We start from the raw sequence: 15976 nt of genomic DNA on the forward strand, positions 1-15976 counted from the left end.
GCTGTGGTGGCCGCTCAGTTCGCCGTGAGCGCGATGGTGGGTTGCTGGGCGCGGAGGAACTGGGCGAGGGAGGCGATGCGCGTCAGTGGGGCCAGGTCCGGCCGTGGCAGGGGATCCTCGCTGAGAAGGCGGGATACCGCTTCACCGACGGCGGTGTGCAGTGGCGAGTCGTCGATGACCGTGTCGTGCAGGAGACGGCCGTCCTGGTGGGCGGTGATCCGGTGCTGGTTGCGGTCGAGCTGCCAGCCGTCCGGGGCAGTGACGGGGTCGAGGTGTGCGGTGAATCTGGTTCGCCCGGCGTGCACGGTGATGTGGCGGTGCCTGTCGTCGGAGGGCCGCCGGCCTCGGCTCCAGTGGCGGTCGCTGACCTGTCCGGTCCTGGGCGCGCCGCCGAGGACGATGGTAGACCCGGTGATCGTCGAGGCGAGTTCGAGGCTTGTGGCATGGCCGTCGACGGCGAGGGTCGATCTTTCGGTCAGCGCGGAGACGAACATGCGCGGGTCGTAGGTGGCGGTCAGCTCGCAGCGCCGCGGGTCGTCGCCGAGGTAGGTGGCCCAGGCGTCGGCGGGCAGAAACTGGCGCAGCGCGGTGAGCATGTGCAGCCATTCGTAGCCGAGCACGCCGTAGGAGCGATCGACGAAGCGACCGCGGGCGATGTCGGCGGTGCGGTCCTTGCTGAACGTGATGCCGATGTGGTCGAGCGGCGCGTCGGGCTCCAGCTCGGCGATGAGTCGACGCAGTGTGTCGAGTGCGCGGCTGTGTCGGTACTGATCGACGAGGGCCAGCCGGGCGCCACGGTGGGCTGCCAGCAACGCGGTCAGCTCCGCGATCTCGTGTCCCTGACAGGCAGGCTTTTCCAGCAGTATCCGTGCCGCCGGGTCTCGGCCCAGGATGGCGCGGAGGACCGGCAGATGATCGGCGGTGGGGCAGCAGATCGACCACAGCGCCACGGCCGACGCGACGGCGTCGGGCAGCCCGTCGATGCCGGAGGTGAAACTACGGAATCCCCGGGGAAGGTCCTGGTGCTTGGGATCGAGGATGGTCAGCGAGGCGCCTGCTTTGGCGAGGATCTCAGAGTGCAGGCGTCCGGCGACGCCGTAGCCGACGACACAGGCGTGCAGCCCGCTGACATCGGACGGGGTGGTGCGGGCATCACCGGTCGGGGCCGGATCGCGGGCTGGCGGTCCCGCGAGGTAGGTGTCGTAGTACGCCTCGTAGAGCCCGGCCGATCGGAGGAGGTCGTCGACGGCCTCGGTGTGCACTCCAGGTGTGAGCTGGTCAGCGGTGCGGCAGAGCCAACCGGTGGCGATCAGCGTGCCGGCTCGGTAGGCGTCGTAACCCTGGTTGGGTATCGCGTCGGCTTCGTACAGGTTGAGTGACCGGCCGTCGCCGAGGACGGTGGCGTGGTGCCCGCCGGCGAGACGGTACCTGCGCCCGATGCCGGGGATGGGCGTGGCCTGTTCTGCGTAGCGGGTGGTGGCCAGCAGGCTGAAGTCCTGGGTGGCGAAGGGCGCGAGGAACACGTCGTCGCGCAGGAGCGCCAGGTCCGCGGTGGTCAGGGCGTCATCCCCCGTGGTGCCAACGATGAGGAACGGGGCTGTCGCGCGTAGTGCATCGGCGACACGGCGGTGGGTGGGGTAGCCCGACTCGGCGGCGAGGATGAGAGCGAGCGGGTCAGTGTCGACGATGTGGACCTGGGCGCCTTGGGCGCGCAGGTTCCCGGCGAGCCGGGAGCCGAGCTCGCCGAAACCGATCACGAGCACCTGGCGTCCGATGATCTTGTGGGCGGCCAGCAGGCTGCGTAGGCGGCGGGCGCAGGAGTCCGCGATCTCCGGGTAGCCGAGCCGGGTCTTGAGCTCGGAGCGGGCGAGATTGAGCACTGGGATCGCCAATGGCCCGGCGGCGGCGATGCGCTTGAGCCCGGAGACGGTCAGCTCGACGGCGGCGTCGACACGCCGGGAGGCGTCCTTGCTGCCATAGCCCTGCGCGATGAACCCGCCGTCGTCGATGACGAGCACCCGGCATCCGGCGGCGTGGGCGCCATCGATGAAGGCATCGACGCCTGCCCGCGCTGCCGCCAGTTCGCTGTGGTGGCTTTCGGGCGCGTTGATGGCCGTGTTGTCCAGGACGGCGCTGGCGATGCCGTGGGCGAGCAGGGTGGCGTGGACCCGGTCGCGCCGCTGGGTGCGGTCACCCTTGGCGAGGGCGTAGATCCTCGATGCGGGGATTCCTGCGCGGTGGATGGCCAGCAGGAAGCCGAGGGTGTTCTCGACGTAGTGATCGCGAAAGATCAGAGCCCAGCATTCGAGGCCGAGATCTGTGGTGGCGTACCGGTCGATGAGCGGGAGATGGGCGCGGATGCGGTCCAGTTCGCCGCTGCTGTGGCGGCGTAGCCGCATCACCAGCTCGTCGATGAGCCGGGCCGCTTCCCGTGCGCCAGCGGGGTGGGAGTCGAGCAGGATCTCAAGGTGCGGTTCGGACTCCAGCGGGTGGGCTTGGGCGTCCGGAACGGGCGGGTAGGTGGCGCGCCAGCGGACTGTGAGGTCCGCTGGCGCGCCACCGCTCAACGGCACGACCGCTGTGTCGGGGTGCGGAAACTCGACCGGCAGTCCGTGCGCGGCGGTGATCTGCACGAGCGCCGCGCGTAGTTCGTCTGGGCTCAGCGGGCCGTGCACGACGCGCCATTCCTGGTCGCGCGGTGCGGCTGTCAGGGCTGGAGTGGTCATGATGTCCCTCGCTGGGGGCGGCGGCGGTGTCAGCGGCGTGCGGTCAGCTCGTGGAGAAGGGCGTCGGTGGCGGCTTGGTGGTCAAGCAGGATGCGCGCGGCCCGGTGGCGATGGAGCCAGAACTCGTCGAGGGCGTCCTGGAACAGGCCCGGCTTGAGGTAGTGCTGCTTGACGCCGTACAGGCTGGTGAGCAGCTGCAGTAGCGCGACCCGGGCGCAGGCGCGGATGTCGTCGGCCGCAGCTCGGGGGTTGGCCTCCAGGTAGCTTTCGATCAGTGTGCGGGCCGTGGCGAGCCAGTCCGTCGTCGTGGCGACGGTGTTGGGGTAGAAGGCGACCCGGCCCAGCTCGTATGCCAGGAAGAACGGGTCCGGCGGCCGGAAGTCGATGACCGCGCGGAGGCGGTCGTCGTCGAAGAGCAGGTTGACCGGGCTGTAGTCGCCGTGCAGGACCTGTGTGGTGAGCGTGGGCAGGTCAGCCAGGAGGCGGGGGATCTCATCGAGAACCTGTCGCCGCTCGGCGAGGGTGCGGACGGCGACGGCGTCGAACGAGTCCACCGGGCCTGTCGCGAGGCGGGCCTCGGCGATGTCCGTGAGGCGGTCGATGGTCGCGGCAAGCTCGGCGACGTCGACGGCGAGCCAGCTGCGTGCCTGCGTGGAGGGTGCGGCGCTCGCGGGCAGGGCCGCGAAGGTGGTGTGGATGAGGCCGAGGGCGTTGCCGGCGCCACGTGCCTGGCCCGCGGTGAGCGCGGTGGTGACGACCTTCCCGGGCATCCATTCCCACACGGATATCGGGTAGGGGGTGCTGGCGTCGATCAGGTGGCCGGCATTGTTACGGAGCAGCTCGGCGACCGGCACACCGTGCTGTCCGCCGAGCGCCGACAGCTCGATCGCGTCGGCCTCGCCGGTCAGGTCGGTGCCTGGAAGGTAGTTCTTAACGAAGACGTCGCCGTCCGCGCACGTCGCCCGGTAGTTGATCGTGCCCTGCCCGATGGGGAGCTGGTCCAGGCGCTGAGGGGTGAGCCCGTAGCTGCGTGTGAGAACGTCAGCGATCAAGGTTGTCGGGTCGGTGGTGAGATCAGTCATCGACGGTGGTCTCCGGTCAGGTGTGGGCGTGGTCGGTGTGGGGGCGGCTCACCCGGGAGCAGTTCCGCGGCGAGTGCCTGGTAGATCTGGCCGATGCGTCTCCACCGGCTGGCCGACTCGCCCGGCGGCCGGCGGGCCGGCGGGCCGGCGGCGTGTCCCGGTGATGTCAGCATCGCCTCGGCGGAGGCCAGCGCTCCGCCGAGGCCGTCCTCGGCGGGTGCCAGCCACCGAGAGTGACCTTGGGTGATTTCTCTTACTGCGGGCAGGTCGGGGGCGATCACCGGTACCCGATAGCAGGTGGCCGTGGTCACCGAACTGGGGTGCAGCACGTCGGCGAAGAAGCCGTAACCTGCGTCGGTCCGGTAGGGGCAGACAGCGGCGTGCGCGGAGGCGTAGAGGTGGCCGGCCTGCTCCGGGGGCACCCGATGCGGATACCAGATCAGCCGGCCGCCGGAACCCGCGACGACGCGCCCAAGATCAGCCGATATCGCGGGATCACGGCTGGCGCCGGCGATGAGCAGCCGTGCACGGTGGGTGTGGGCGAGGAAGGCCGCGGCCGTGGCGGGCACGTCCTTGTACCGGGTGATGTGGCCCATCAGCAGGAATAGCGGCTCGTCGCCGCCTACCTGCTCCACCATCGCGGCGATGGCTCCAGTCGGCGGCTGCCCGGGGTCGTCCAGCCCGGCCCAGCCGACCACCCGCACGTCCGCGCCCGTTCGCGCGCGCAGTGACACCCCGTCGGCGTGCGTGTGGCACAGGACGAGGTCCGCGAGGCCGAGAACCTCCTGGGCCACGGCGTCGTCGGTGTCCGTCACCGCGCCGCCGTCGATCGGGTGGAGATTATGGACCGTCCACACGATGCGCCATCCGGCGCGTCGCAGCCGGGCCAGGGCCGCCAGCAGTTCGGCGGCGGCCCGTGGTGTGCGGACCCCCTCGGCGGGATCGTGGTAAAGCCGCTTGAGCCGGTGAAGGTTCACCACCCCGGGCGGATGTGTCGCCTTCAGGCTCGCGAGGCCCGGGCTGAAATCCAAGGGGAGTGCCGGCGGGGCGTGCCGGTGCAGGTGCGCGAAGTACGGACTCGGCCAGCGCGGATAGTCCGTAATCATCACCCATCGGCGGGTCGGCGTCGTCATGGGCGGTCCTCCAGACCGGAGCGCCACCAGGCGGCGGCGCGGCGGTACCGCACCAGACAGCTCTGCTGGTCGCGGTCGGCACCCGTCCACTCGAACGCGATCTCGACAGACCTGTCGTGACTCAGGGCCCCGAACGTCCGTGCCACGATCCGGTGGCCGGCGCCGGTCAGGCCGTCGCCGTTGTCGCTGACGTGCACGGCCCCGGTATGTGGGACGAGCTGTGACAGGTTTCCGGCAAGAGCGTCGGGGATGGCGGAGCACAACCAGGCGCGGTGGACCTGGTCAGTGTCCATGAGGACTTCGAGCCCCGAAGTGCGTTTGAGGTGCGCGGCGGCTGAGGTGAGCGCGTCCGCCGTGAACCACGCCGGATCATGCAACTCGACCAGCGTGGTCAGCCCGTACGGGGCAGCGAGATCCGGCACCGCCAGGTCGGACCACTGCCATTCGTCGAGGACGCGCCGGGCCAGCAGACGGACCGCGCGGGCTCCCAGCACGGCGGCGGCGCGCCCCAGCCGGTCAAGCTCGGCGCTCGCCTGCTGGTACGTCTCCGTGCCCGGCCGGACGAAGTCGGCCAGGTCGAGGTCCGCGGTGACCATGGTGATCGGCACACCCATCCGGCATCGGCGAGCCCAACGGCTAAGGGTGGCGATGTCGCGTCTGGCGACGTCGAACCCGCGCGGGCCGCCCCGCAGATGCAGAAAGGGAAGCTGGTGAGCTGTCGCGAGTGCGAGCAGGTCCTCCAGCTCGATGTGGCGGATGCCGATGCTGTAGAGCCCGATGGCCGTCGGTGGTGTGCCGGTCATGACCATTCCAGGATCACGAACGGGGCGGCGGGCCGCCGCGACCCGGCCAGCGCGGCGTAGAACGGCCCGGCCTGCTCGCCCGGGATCCGGGCGAACCAGCCCGGCGCACCGTCGGGGTCGACGGTGGCGGTGACCCAGCGCAGCGCTGTCTGGAACATCGCCCGCCGCATCTCGCCATCGTGGCCGGCGAGTTCGTGCATCCCTGCTACGACAGCGCCGTGTCGGTGCACGGCCGCAGCGGACAGGTCCGCCTCCGTTGCCGGCGTTCCCAGCAGCCCGAGAAGCCCGCCCGGCGCTGTCAGTGTCAGAGCCTGCGCTGCTCGTCCGGTGCAGTCGATGACGATCGGTTGCGACGCCGCACGCGGCGGTTCGGCCAGCACGGTGACGCCCGGCAAGGTCGCCAGAGCGGGCCGCGGGTGCTGGGTCACGACCTCGACCTGGGCCACGCCGAGCCGGGCGAGCTCCAGAGCGCAGCCCACCGCGACCGGGCCACCGCCGAGGACCAGGACCGTGCGGTGGGTACGGCAGTGTGCCACCCAACTGTCCAGGCCCAGAGCGGCCATCACCTGGAAGCGGGCAGCCGCGACATGCTCGGCTCGGGCGCCCTGCGGCACGGGCAGCCCACGGGGGTCACGGGGTGCGGCGGCGGCGCCGTGGGGCACGGGGATCAGCAGCTGGTCACCGCTTGGCCGACCGACGATCGTCATGTACCCGGCCTCGTGATCGGCGCCGTTCACCGTGGCGGCCAGGCGTCGCAGTTCGGTCCCGGGGCTGACCACGCTGTAGCACGCGGTCGACCAACCTGGTGGCACCGACACGGGTGGCACGACGACGGCGGCACCGCGCCGGAAGAGGATCCGGGCCCCCGCATGCGTGGACCTGGTCATGGCCACCGTTCCAGGAGGTCGGGGAGTTCCCCCACGTGAGTGATCACTGGGGTGTCGCCTGGCAGGCCATGCGGCCGAGGCCCGGAGCACACCAACGCGGCCCGCATCCCGAAGGCGCGTGGGCCGAGGACGTCCAGGCCGACGGTGTCGCCGACGAACAGGATCATCTCCGGCGGGCATTCGGCTTCGCCCCGGGCAGCGTCGGCGACGGCGGCATAGAACCGGGGGTCGGGTTTAGCGACCGCGAAGTCGCTCGACAGCACGAGGGAGTCGAAACACCCCGCCAGCCCGGCGGCGGCGAGGGTGCGTTGCCGGTGGGCGACCGGCCGCTGGGTGTTGCACGCCAGGACGAGCGTCCGTCCCGTACCGCGAAGCGCCTGGACCGCCCGCGCGGCGCGCGGATCTACGGCACCATCAGGCACGGCCCTCCACAGGGCGGCAACCACCGCTGCCAGGTCCGGTGTCTCGAGGCCCAGACGGCGCCACGCAGCGGTGAGGATCACCTCCCACGGCGTCTGGACACCTCTCCGATACGCGGCCTTGGCCTCGGCCCGAGCCTCCTCGACCGCCTCCTCGAGCCCCGCGGGGCTCGGACGACCCAGACGATGCTCCAGCACGGCCACGACATCGCGCCCGGATGGCGACGGCCCAGGCTCGGCCAGCGTGCCGCCGAAGTCCAGCGCCACCGCGGCCACCGCTCGCTCACCCACGGCTGGCCCCCTCGCGTGCCAGGGACTCGACCGCCGCCGCCAGCACGTCTGGGGTGCCGCGGGCCCACCAGCAGCGCACGGTGGACGCGAGCAGGCGCACCAGCTGCATCCTGCGGCGGACCAGATCCGGGCTTTCCAGGAGCGACAGCGGGTCCGCAGCCGCATCGTCGAGGACCTTGGCCAGCAGATGGCCGCTCGCACGACACAACGCGTTCATTGCCACGCGCTCGTCGCACGCCACCGGCGGTGACCCGAATGCTCCGCCATCGACAGCCACCATCACAATGCCCGCGAGCCTGGGTGCCCCACCGCTGAACCCGGGCAGGCTCACGGCGAGATCCACGAGCTCGCCGTCCTGTTCGGCGAAAGCGAGAGCAGGAAACCAGCGCGTCACGTCAGCGCGCCGTACGACGAAGGCGCGGGTGCCTCCCACCACAACGGCGACGCCCCGGGCGTCGAGTCGTACGAGGCAGGTGTCTCCCGCGACCGGGGACCACCCCATTGATTGGATCATGCCCAGGGCGGTGAGGCTCTTTCCGGCGCCGTGGTCGCCGATCAACAGCATCGCCTGGCCCGCCTTTGCCACCGCGACCCCATGCACGCTCAGTGTTTCGGTACCGAGATGCCCGACGTGGAGCCCAGCGTTGATGATTCGACGGGTGTCGGCCGGCCCTGCCGAGTCGTTGATCCTGAGCGCATCAGGTCCGCCGTGCCCGTCGGCGGGCGGGCCGCAGACACCGGGGATCTGTGCCGAGAGTATGGGCCACCACCTGCCCAGGTGCGGCGCGCCCTTGACTTCCAGACGCGTGCCAGCGCTGCGGATCAACCAGCCCCTGGTCACGGCGCACCCTCCTTGATCCATATGTGAGGTTCGCCGGACGACCTGGGTCGCGTCGTCCGGCTTGGCGTCGACCCGGCTGTGGCCTGGATCTGTCAGCGATCCTGCCGCCGTGGTCACATCCGGGGCAGATGAACATCGAGTGCTCGCAGGCTGTCGCGAACGCGTGCGAGCACTGCGAGGTCATCGAAAACCATGCCGGGATCGGCTCGGGCGACACTGGGGCATCGGCGGGGCAGAAGCGGTCTCGGTTCCTCTACTTGAGCGAGTATCGGCGCCTCGATCTGGCACCAGGTGACTTTTCCTTGTCCGGTGGGTGCCGGATAGTAGGCCGCGGCAATGCTCAACGCTTCCACGACGTGGAGGCCTCGGCCGTTTTCGTCATGGACGTACTGTGTCTGAAGAACGGGTGGCGCTGGATTGCGGTCCCAGACTTCGATGATGAGGCTCGAGGCGGTCCAACTGATACGCATGGCGATGACGGCGGGGCCGGGGTATGTCGGCGTTTCGGTGGCGCGGACGGCGTTGGTGACGATTTCTGACACCAGGAGTGTGCTGGTTTCGATGAGGTCTGGAAGTCCCCAGCTGTCCAACAGGTGGGCTGTCGTGCCCCGTGCCAGGGCCGGGGCGGTCGTGATGGCGGTGAACTGGTGGACGCTTGCCCGCAGGTGGGCGGTCGGCTGCGGGCAAGCGGCGGACGGGAGGTTCACGCTGGATTGGGCAGGGGAAACCGCTGCGTGGTCTGCGTGCCGGGGATGACGAGCACCGTCGCCCCGAGGCTCTCGATCTCCCTCTGGATCGTTCGGCGTACCGCCGGGATCGACGAGAACTGGTGGGGGCCTGCGATCAGGACCCCGCAGCCTTCGGTGCGTAGAAGGGCGTCGAGGATGACGGTGAGGCCAGCGCGGATGATCCGGCCTGGCGGCGTGTTGCGGTCGACGAGGATCTCGCTCAGCGTCAGGCCTTCTGCCTGGGCGTGGGCGGTGAGAAGATCGTGGAGGCGTTCTATCTCGGTTTCGTCGTCGCTTTCCAGCGAGATGTAGCCGTAGAAGGTTTGCGGCACGGAACTCCTTCCATTGGGGCCGGTCGAGGCGGTAGAGCGACAGTGGGTGTGCCGACTCCCGGACTGATCACAGGCGCCATCCAGCACACCCGGCCATGGGGCCAGGTTCTTGCTGCTCCCTGCGGTTAGCCCGCAATTTCCTTTGCTGGTGCGCAGAAGGTCGGGAGGTGGTCGTGATGACGGCGGCTGCCTCCGGCGGGCGCTGGCCGCACTCGACGCGCAGGACGTCGAACCCGGCCTGGATCAGGCGGTCGGTGGCCTGGCGGTAGACGTGGGCCTCGGCGTGGCTGGATCCCGGAGTGCGCTGGAAGCGGTTGTGGGCACCGCGGTCGCTGAAGCGGCGGGCGATGATGCCGGGGTCGGCTTCGAGGATGACCATTCGACCGCGGACGTTCCGGCGGCCCAGCCGCGGGCCTCGGCGCCGCTACCTGCGCAGGTGATGCCTTCGTCATGCATCGGTCCGTGTCCTTCGCAGGGCCGGGGCTGCCGGTCCGGTGGCCCGCGACCGCTCTGCCTGGCGCTTCCGTGGGAACGTGCACGATGCGCTCCTCTGCTGGACCGGGAATCCGGAGTGTTCTCGCCGCGCTAGGGATATGACACACTCCGCGCCAGACCTGTGACAGATCGAGAACTGTTCCCACCCTGGGTGGGAACAGTTCCCACTCACCCGACACGGCCGGCATGAGGGGAGCCACCGTGCAGACTGACAACGCGAAAGGCCGGCCAGCTCGTGCCCGGTACCACGCCCAGGCCCAGGCGCTGAGGGAGGCACGCCAGGCGGAGATCTCCGGATTGGCACGCGCGATGAGCACCGCGTGGCGCACCGTCGACCGGGCCACAGTTCGAGACGCTATCCAGGGTCACCGGGGCGGGAAACCAGTCCCTCTGCCCACGTTGGAAATATCCGAAGGCCTCGACCGCGCGTTGGAAGCGGACGGTGAGCTGCTGGCGCTCTGGCAGTCAGCGGTGATGGAGGACACCGCCATCCGCATCCGCCTTCCCATCCCCGCGGATGGACTTCCCCCCACCGCGGGGATCACAGTGGAACCACACCGACCCGAGGAGGTGAGAGCGACGGACAGACGCGACGTGCTCCGTTTGGGCGTAGCAGCTCCCACCATGGCCGCTGCTCTCGCCCTCGCCGAAAATGCGTCCCATGCGCTTTCGGCCCAACCGTCAGAATGGACGGTCGCCCAGCTCGACGAAGGCACCACCGCCATCGCCGAGTCCTACTGGTCCACGCCCCACGACCAGCTCCTCGCGACTCTCCTCGACTGCTACCAGCAGGCCGAGTCGATCGGCCGCGCCACCCGCCTGCCCGCAGCCCAGGCACGGATCTCCGGGATCGCCGGCCAATACGCCTACTACCTCGCCCGCCTCGGCTACCACTCCGGTGACCGCAGGCTCGCGACAGCCTTCGGAGTCGTCGCCGAGCAGTACGCCGCCGCCGCCGAGGACCCGTTGCTGTCCGGCGCCGTCGCTGGTCTTCGCTCGTGCAGCGCGTTCAACGCCAGCCGCTACGCCGAAGCGGCGCGGGTCGCAGAAGCCGCCCTACGCGCTCCCGATGTTCACGAGTACACCGCGCCCCGCCTCGCCGCCTACCTCGCGTCCGCGGAGGCGGCAGCCGGCCGACCACCGCGCGCACGTGCCGCGCTCGAGCGGATGAACGAACTCCCACTCCCGGCAACCCGGCTCCCCGGACCCGGCCACTTCGACCCCGCCGAACGCACGCTCTACCACGCACTCACCCTCGCCGAGCTCGACGACCCCGTAGCCCCCCATCACGCGCAGAACGCGATCGAAATCTACCCGTCCGAGCACGTGGAAGGATCCGCGCTCGCTTGGTGCGCCCTGGCCCGCGGTCTCAGCCAGGACGACCCCGGACAAGCCGCTAACGCCGCAGTCCACGCCCTGACCCTGTCCAACACCTGGCCCGCGGCCACCGTCGTCCAGCGAGCCCGCCGTGTCCACGCCCAGCTCACCGTCGACCACCGGCATGCCCCGGAAGTCATCGCGCTCGGCAAGAAGCTCGACATTCCCGCCACAATCGTCTGATAGATACCCCCAGGCTCAGGGTTTGACGATCTTCCGGGGAGAACGGTCGGTTACCTGATCTTCGCCGTGGGCGTGTCCTTGCGGCGCGGACACCTGTGGTCTGGGTTGCCCTCGGTAGGACGGGAAAACGGTGGGGCGGGCACGATGAGTTCTTGTGACGGGCCTGGAGGGCATGGGCGGGACGGCATGCAGCAGCCGGGTCTGTTCGGCGTCGACCGGTGAGGTGATGGCTGCCGAGCCGGTGCTGATGGCGTTGCACGCCGAGTACTACGAGCTGATCTGGCAGGGGCTGAAGACGCACGAGTTCCGGCGCCGGTTCCTGGAGGGCCGCCCGGTTCGCTGGTTTGTCTACCTGAACGCGCCGGTGTCGCGGCTGGCGGCGGTCATCGATCTGGGGCCGGCGGTGGTGGATGCGCCGGAGCGGGTCGCGGCGATCGCGGAGCGGGCCCGGGTGGGTAACGGCGCGAGCGTGTTGGAGTACGTGCGGGACCTGGAGCGGGCCTTCGCGATTCCGATCCTGGGTGTCACCGAGTACTCGGGCCGGTCCGTCGAGGAGCTGCGGACCGAGCCGGGTGGGTTCCATCCGCCGCAGGGTTATGTCCGGTTGAGGGGGCATCCGCGGCTGTTGGCGGTGTGCGAGAAGATCGCGGCGGACAGCCCGCTGCGCGAGATGTCCGTGCATCATCACTGATGCCGCCGCGGTGGCGGCGCCGGATCCCCCTGGAGGGATATCCGGCTATGACTGCGATGCACGGCCGGACGAGAGTGTACGGGCCGATGCCTGCGCTACGAAGCGGGATTCTCCGCTGCCTTATGCTGGCATCGCGGTCCGACCACAACATCTCGCACTTCTCGTTATGCGATGCCGCTACTGGTTGTGGTTGCCGTTGGATGTGGCTGTGCAGGATGAACGTGTCAATCGAGAGGAATTGCCTGGTGGACGCGACGCTGACGAGGGAAACCCACACGTCCGGAGGGATGGTACGGCGGGCGCCGCGCCATCGGCGGTCCGTGACGAGGGCCTTCACCGTCGGCGGTGCCTACGGTTTCCTCATCACCTCGGTGCATGCCGATGGGTCGCTGGCGGACATTCATCTGATCATGGCGAAGCAGGGGTCCACGCTGAGGGGGATGGCGGAGACCATCTCGTCGGCGATCTCGACGGGTCTGGCGCATGGTGTGCCGCTGGCGACGTTCGTCGCGCAGTTCACCGGCCTGCGGTTCGAGCCGTCGGGCGTGACCGACGATCCTGAGATCCCGCAGGCGATGTCGATCATCGACTATGTGGTGCGGCGTCTGGCGCTGGATTTCCCACCGGCGGGCGGCTCTGCCCGGGGAAAGTTCTAGCCGGCGTCGGCTCGTCAGGCTTCCCCGCGGTCCGCTTGGGGAGCCACCTGTTTCTGCCTGGCCGGGGTCTGCGCGGAGCTCGTCGCGGACCCCGGCCAGCTCGGACGAGTCGTGTGTGGCGGGTGGCGGTCGAGCGGGTCCGTCCGCGGGATCGGCAGCGGCGCCGGATGGCTTTACGTCGGCGCAGACAGTGTGATCACGAGGCGGTCTGCTTCGCGGGTCAGCGGGCCGGCCAGGTCCGGGTGGTCGCCGTGGTGGCTGGTCATTCTCAGGAGTTCGGCGCACATGAACAGCCGGGCCAGGGCGCCGGATCGGCACGACAGGTCCTCGGTGAACAGGTCCGACACCCGGGTGGCGACCGTGGGGACGAGGAGCGAGAACGCCAACAGGGTCGCGGCGTCGAGCCCGCGCGGTCCCAGGCCCCAGCCCTCCCAGTCCAACAGGACCATGCGCGGGGCGGTCAGGTTCGCCCAGTGCACATCGGCGTGCGCCGGCACCCACTCGTCCACCCTCGGGTCCACGGCCGGGCCGGCGTACTCGGAGATCCTCCTGTCGATCAGGTCCTGCCGGACCGCGACGCGGGTCGTGGTCGCCCCGGCGAGTGCGGTGAGTGATCCGCGCAGGGTCTCCCACCATCCGTCGGACAGGCCCTGCGGTTCTGTCCGCAGTTCCGGTGTGGAGCTGACCGTGGGTGCTTTGACGCGGGTCGTCTCGTCGGCCCGCCACACCAGGTCCCGTGAGGAGTCGGCCCACCGCACGGACCCCAATAGTTGGGGTTTCGACACGCCGGTGAGGACGGAGGCGCATTCCTCCCCGGCCCAGATCCGTTCGTTGATCCGTGACACGGGACGGAATTGGATCTTGACCCAGGTTCCCCGGTCGGTGCCGAATCCGACCGATTTACCGCCCCATCCGAAGGCCGGATGCGCACGGTCCAGATCCACGCGGAGCGCTGCCGTGCAGTGGTCGAGTACGTCCGGGACGGGGGTTTCCCGCAGATCGAGCACCGTCATCCCTCGATGCTCACCTGGGACCGGCGCGCGATCTCCAGTGGGTTCGGTCAGGGCATGTAGCCGGCTGGCGCGGTCGGGGCCGTGACGGGCAGCCCCCACCGGACGGCGGCCACGCGCCGTACCTGTGCCGCCTGTTCGAGGGCGGGCTGGCCCCAGCCGAGCAGGCCGGGCGCGCAGGCCAGCGAGGTCATCAATCGCCGGTAGGTCCGCCCTCCGTCCGGGTCCGGACGCCGGGTGTCGAACCGGCTGATCCTCGCCGTCATCCGGACCTGCGCGTACGGGGCCCGGCCGGGCCGGTGTACCTCCTGGAAGCCGAGGTAGACGGGCTGGAGGATCTCGACCTGGCTCTCCTCCCGTGCTTCGCGCACGAGGGTGTCGACCAGCCCGCGGTCACGGTCCTCGGGGGTTCCTCCGGGCAGGTTGTGCCAGCCGTCGATGTCCTGGAGCAGCACGCGGCCGGTGGTGTCGAGGAGCCATCCGTAGACCTGTGTCACGGGGAGGTGCGGCGGGACTATCGCCCGTGGCCACCACCGAAACGCCGCACCGTCGTCACCCATCTGGTGACCGTAGACGGATCCTGCGCCGGCCGGCCGAGTAGGCGCCGGAAAGAAGCCGGTCTCGGTGGGAATGTCGGCCGGCCGTCGCGCGGGCTTTCGGGTGACGGTTGTGGCCTGGTGCGATCGGTGTGGGTCGGTTCGCGGCCGAGGTCCTCGCGTCCGCTGGCCTTCTCCAAGCCTCGGGGATCCGTCCGTTCATCCGCGCTGCTCGGGATCTGCGACGACCCTCGCGCTGGTGATCTTGTCCCCCGTTGGGGGACAAGATCACTATCGATGGTGTGGCATCGCGCACCTCGGGCGATCACATGCGGACGGCCTGCCACTCCCGTCTTGTTCCAGAGAAGGACGGTCACTCCCAGCCGAGGACGACCTGGGCACGCGCCGCCGTGACCATCTGGCCGGGTCGTGGGGTGTCCCCGGCGCTGGAGGGTGGGTGGATCCGGATGCGGGGATCGGGGCCTTCACGGCGCTGGCTGTCCCAGATCTGGACGTCGTAGGCGAGCAGGTCGGCGGTCCGGTGTCGGTCGGGGCCGTAGGCGGCGGCCCGAATCTCCACGGTGTTGTCGGGGTGGGGTTCGAGGTCGAGGAAGGTGAGGGTGTCTCGGGTCCACACCGCCGACACGCCGCCGGGGTACGGGGAGCCGAGCGGTGCCCGTTGGTCGCTGACGGTCTCGAGGTACAGCCGGCCGTAGACCGGCTGGGTGGTGGCGAGCGCCAGGTCCAGGCGCGGGATCAGGAGGGCGGGCAGGGTCACACCGGTCCGGACGAGGTGCTGGGGTCCGCGGACGGCGTCCCGGAGCGCGGCGGGGTCCACGTCGTGGCCGGCGGCGTCGAGGCGTGCCCTGGCGGTGAGGAACACCGCGGTGCGCCGGGGGCGTGGGGTGTGTCCGGGGACGGGCCGGATCGAGTCGGAGACGAGCAGGTCGCGGTCCCGGGTGAACGCCACCGTGCGTTCGAGGCCGCGTAGGCGCAGCGGGAGGACGAGCCGTCCGCCGTCGGCAACCTCCCGGGCCAGCGCCGGGTGGATGCCGGTCGGGTCGTGCAGCAGGACACGGTCGTAGGGCAGGTGCGGTCGGGCTGTGAGGTCCCCACCGACCACCGTGATGTTGCTGTGGCACAGAGTGTGCAGGCCGGTGGTGTTGCCGCGGATCGCGGCGGGGTCGAAGTCGGTGGTCAGGACGGTGCCGCAGCGGCCCGTCAGCACGGACAACAGCGCCGTGCTGTAGCCGTCCGGGGCTCCGATCTCCAGGATCCGGTCGCCGGGCTGGACGTCGAGCTGGTCGAGCATCACCGTGACCGTGGCGGGCGTCGACGCCCACGCCTCGTACCCGCGCCGGGCGGCGGCGCGGTGCGTCTCCTCGGCGGGGAGGCCGGGCAGGAAGCGCTCGCGTGGCACGGTCCGCAGCGCCGCCTGCACCGGCGCGGACAGCGGTGTCGTGGCGAGGATCCGCTCGACCATCGCCGCGCGCGGCGCCCGGGTCGACGTGTTCGCCGTGCCGCCGGCGGTCATGGCGCCGTGGGCAGCAGGTCGTCGAAGTCGCCGTCTTTCGCCGCCTGCACGAAGTTGGCGAGCGCGGCCGGTGAGCTGCGCAGCGCCGGGCCGAGACCAGAGCGGATCAGGACGCGGGTGCCGTCGACTGCCACCTCGAGGACGTCGGAGGCCGGGTGCGCGGGGTGGGAGGGCCGCCGCCACTCCAGCGTGGAGAGAACCGGGGTGTTGGTGAGGGATCGGGACACGGTTTCCTTCGCTCAGGCGGGTGAG

The 15976-nt window shown here is 70.3% G+C and carries 17 protein-coding genes; 3 read left to right on the plus strand and 14 right to left on the minus strand.

The window, feature by feature from the left end; genetic code table 11:
* Positions 1–14: 14 nt before the first annotated feature.
* The 10 genes from AWX74_RS35395 to AWX74_RS35435 all read right to left on the minus strand — a co-directional run bounded on the left by AWX74_RS35395 (position 15) and on the right by AWX74_RS35435 (position 9621).
* Entirely contained in the window at positions 15–2726 is a 2712-nt protein-coding gene (locus AWX74_RS35395) for a hypothetical protein (RefSeq protein WP_083473596.1), read from the minus strand.
* A 29-nt stretch (positions 2727–2755) separates the two neighbouring features.
* Positions 2756–3808: a phosphotransferase enzyme family protein gene (locus tag AWX74_RS35400; protein ID WP_054569098.1), complete on the minus strand. Its 1053-nt coding sequence runs from the start codon at positions 3806–3808 to the stop codon at positions 2756–2758.
* Entirely contained in the window at positions 3805–4941 is a 1137-nt protein-coding gene (locus AWX74_RS35405; RefSeq protein WP_054569099.1) for a glycosyltransferase, read from the minus strand. The genes AWX74_RS35400 and AWX74_RS35405 overlap by 4 nt, the downstream gene beginning before the upstream one ends.
* A complete protein-coding gene (locus AWX74_RS35410) occupies positions 4938–5744 on the minus strand; it encodes an apurinic/apyrimidinic endonuclease family protein (protein WP_054569100.1) in 807 nt (268 codons plus the stop codon). The genes AWX74_RS35405 and AWX74_RS35410 overlap by 4 nt, the downstream gene beginning before the upstream one ends.
* Complete coding sequence (locus tag AWX74_RS35415) at positions 5741–6631, minus strand: MDR/zinc-dependent alcohol dehydrogenase-like family protein (protein WP_054569101.1); 891 nt, start codon at positions 6629–6631, stop codon at positions 5741–5743. The genes AWX74_RS35410 and AWX74_RS35415 overlap by 4 nt, the downstream gene beginning before the upstream one ends.
* A complete protein-coding gene (locus tag AWX74_RS35420; RefSeq protein ID WP_054569102.1) occupies positions 6628–7341 on the minus strand; it encodes an HAD family hydrolase in 714 nt (237 codons plus the stop codon). The genes AWX74_RS35415 and AWX74_RS35420 overlap by 4 nt, the downstream gene beginning before the upstream one ends.
* On the minus strand, positions 7334–8182 hold the full coding sequence (locus AWX74_RS39285; RefSeq protein WP_054569103.1) for a phosphoenolpyruvate carboxykinase (ATP): 849 nt from the start codon (positions 8180–8182) through the stop codon (positions 7334–7336). The genes AWX74_RS35420 and AWX74_RS39285 overlap by 8 nt, the downstream gene beginning before the upstream one ends.
* A 113-nt stretch (positions 8183–8295) precedes the next feature.
* Complete coding sequence (locus tag AWX74_RS35425; RefSeq protein WP_054569104.1) at positions 8296–8889, minus strand: ATP-binding protein; 594 nt, start codon at positions 8887–8889, stop codon at positions 8296–8298.
* On the minus strand, positions 8886–9242 hold the full coding sequence (locus AWX74_RS35430; protein ID WP_054569105.1) for a hypothetical protein: 357 nt from the start codon (positions 9240–9242) through the stop codon (positions 8886–8888). The genes AWX74_RS35425 and AWX74_RS35430 overlap by 4 nt, the downstream gene beginning before the upstream one ends.
* A 67-nt stretch (positions 9243–9309) precedes the next feature.
* Complete coding sequence (locus AWX74_RS35435) at positions 9310–9621, minus strand: hypothetical protein (RefSeq protein ID WP_054569106.1); 312 nt, start codon at positions 9619–9621, stop codon at positions 9310–9312.
* Positions 9622–10361: 740 nt separating this feature from the next.
* Between AWX74_RS35435 and AWX74_RS35440 the strand changes: the two genes are divergently transcribed.
* The 3 genes from AWX74_RS35440 (at position 10362) to AWX74_RS35450 (ending at position 12644) form a co-directional block, all read left to right on the plus strand.
* Positions 10362–11297 carry a hypothetical protein gene (locus tag AWX74_RS35440; protein ID WP_131799621.1) on the plus strand — a complete coding sequence of 312 codons (936 nt, stop codon included), beginning with the start codon at positions 10362–10364 and terminating at the stop codon, positions 11295–11297.
* 154 nt (positions 11298–11451) lie between these two features.
* Positions 11452–11988 carry an ASCH domain-containing protein gene (locus AWX74_RS35445; RefSeq protein ID WP_200931383.1) on the plus strand — a complete coding sequence of 179 codons (537 nt, stop codon included), beginning with the start codon at positions 11452–11454 and terminating at the stop codon, positions 11986–11988.
* A 245-nt stretch (positions 11989–12233) separates the two neighbouring features.
* Positions 12234–12644: a TSCPD domain-containing protein gene (locus tag AWX74_RS35450; RefSeq protein WP_193209794.1), complete on the plus strand. Its 411-nt coding sequence runs from the start codon at positions 12234–12236 to the stop codon at positions 12642–12644.
* 173 nt (positions 12645–12817) lie between these two features.
* On the opposite strand, the gene AWX74_RS35455 is transcribed toward AWX74_RS35450, so the two are convergent.
* The 4 genes from AWX74_RS35455 to AWX74_RS35470 form a co-directional block, all read right to left on the minus strand.
* Positions 12818–13657: a hypothetical protein gene (locus AWX74_RS35455; RefSeq protein WP_054569108.1), complete on the minus strand. Its 840-nt coding sequence runs from the start codon at positions 13655–13657 to the stop codon at positions 12818–12820.
* Between the two features lie 47 nt (positions 13658–13704).
* Positions 13705–14214: an NUDIX hydrolase gene (locus tag AWX74_RS35460; protein WP_054569109.1), complete on the minus strand. Its 510-nt coding sequence runs from the start codon at positions 14212–14214 to the stop codon at positions 13705–13707.
* A gap of 349 nt (positions 14215–14563) precedes the next feature.
* Positions 14564–15724 (minus strand): class I SAM-dependent methyltransferase, encoded by a 1161-nt coding sequence (locus AWX74_RS35465; protein WP_054569110.1) that lies wholly within the window; start codon positions 15722–15724, stop codon positions 14564–14566.
* On the minus strand, positions 15721–15951 hold the full coding sequence (locus tag AWX74_RS35470; protein WP_063793211.1) for a DUF397 domain-containing protein: 231 nt from the start codon (positions 15949–15951) through the stop codon (positions 15721–15723). Before AWX74_RS35470 ends, AWX74_RS35465 begins: the two co-directional genes overlap by 4 nt.
* Positions 15952–15976 lie beyond the last annotated feature (25 nt).

The sequence above is a fragment of the Parafrankia irregularis genome, assembly GCF_001536285.1.
GTDB classification, from domain to species: Bacteria; Actinomycetota; Actinomycetes; order Frankiales; family Frankiaceae; genus Parafrankia; species Parafrankia irregularis.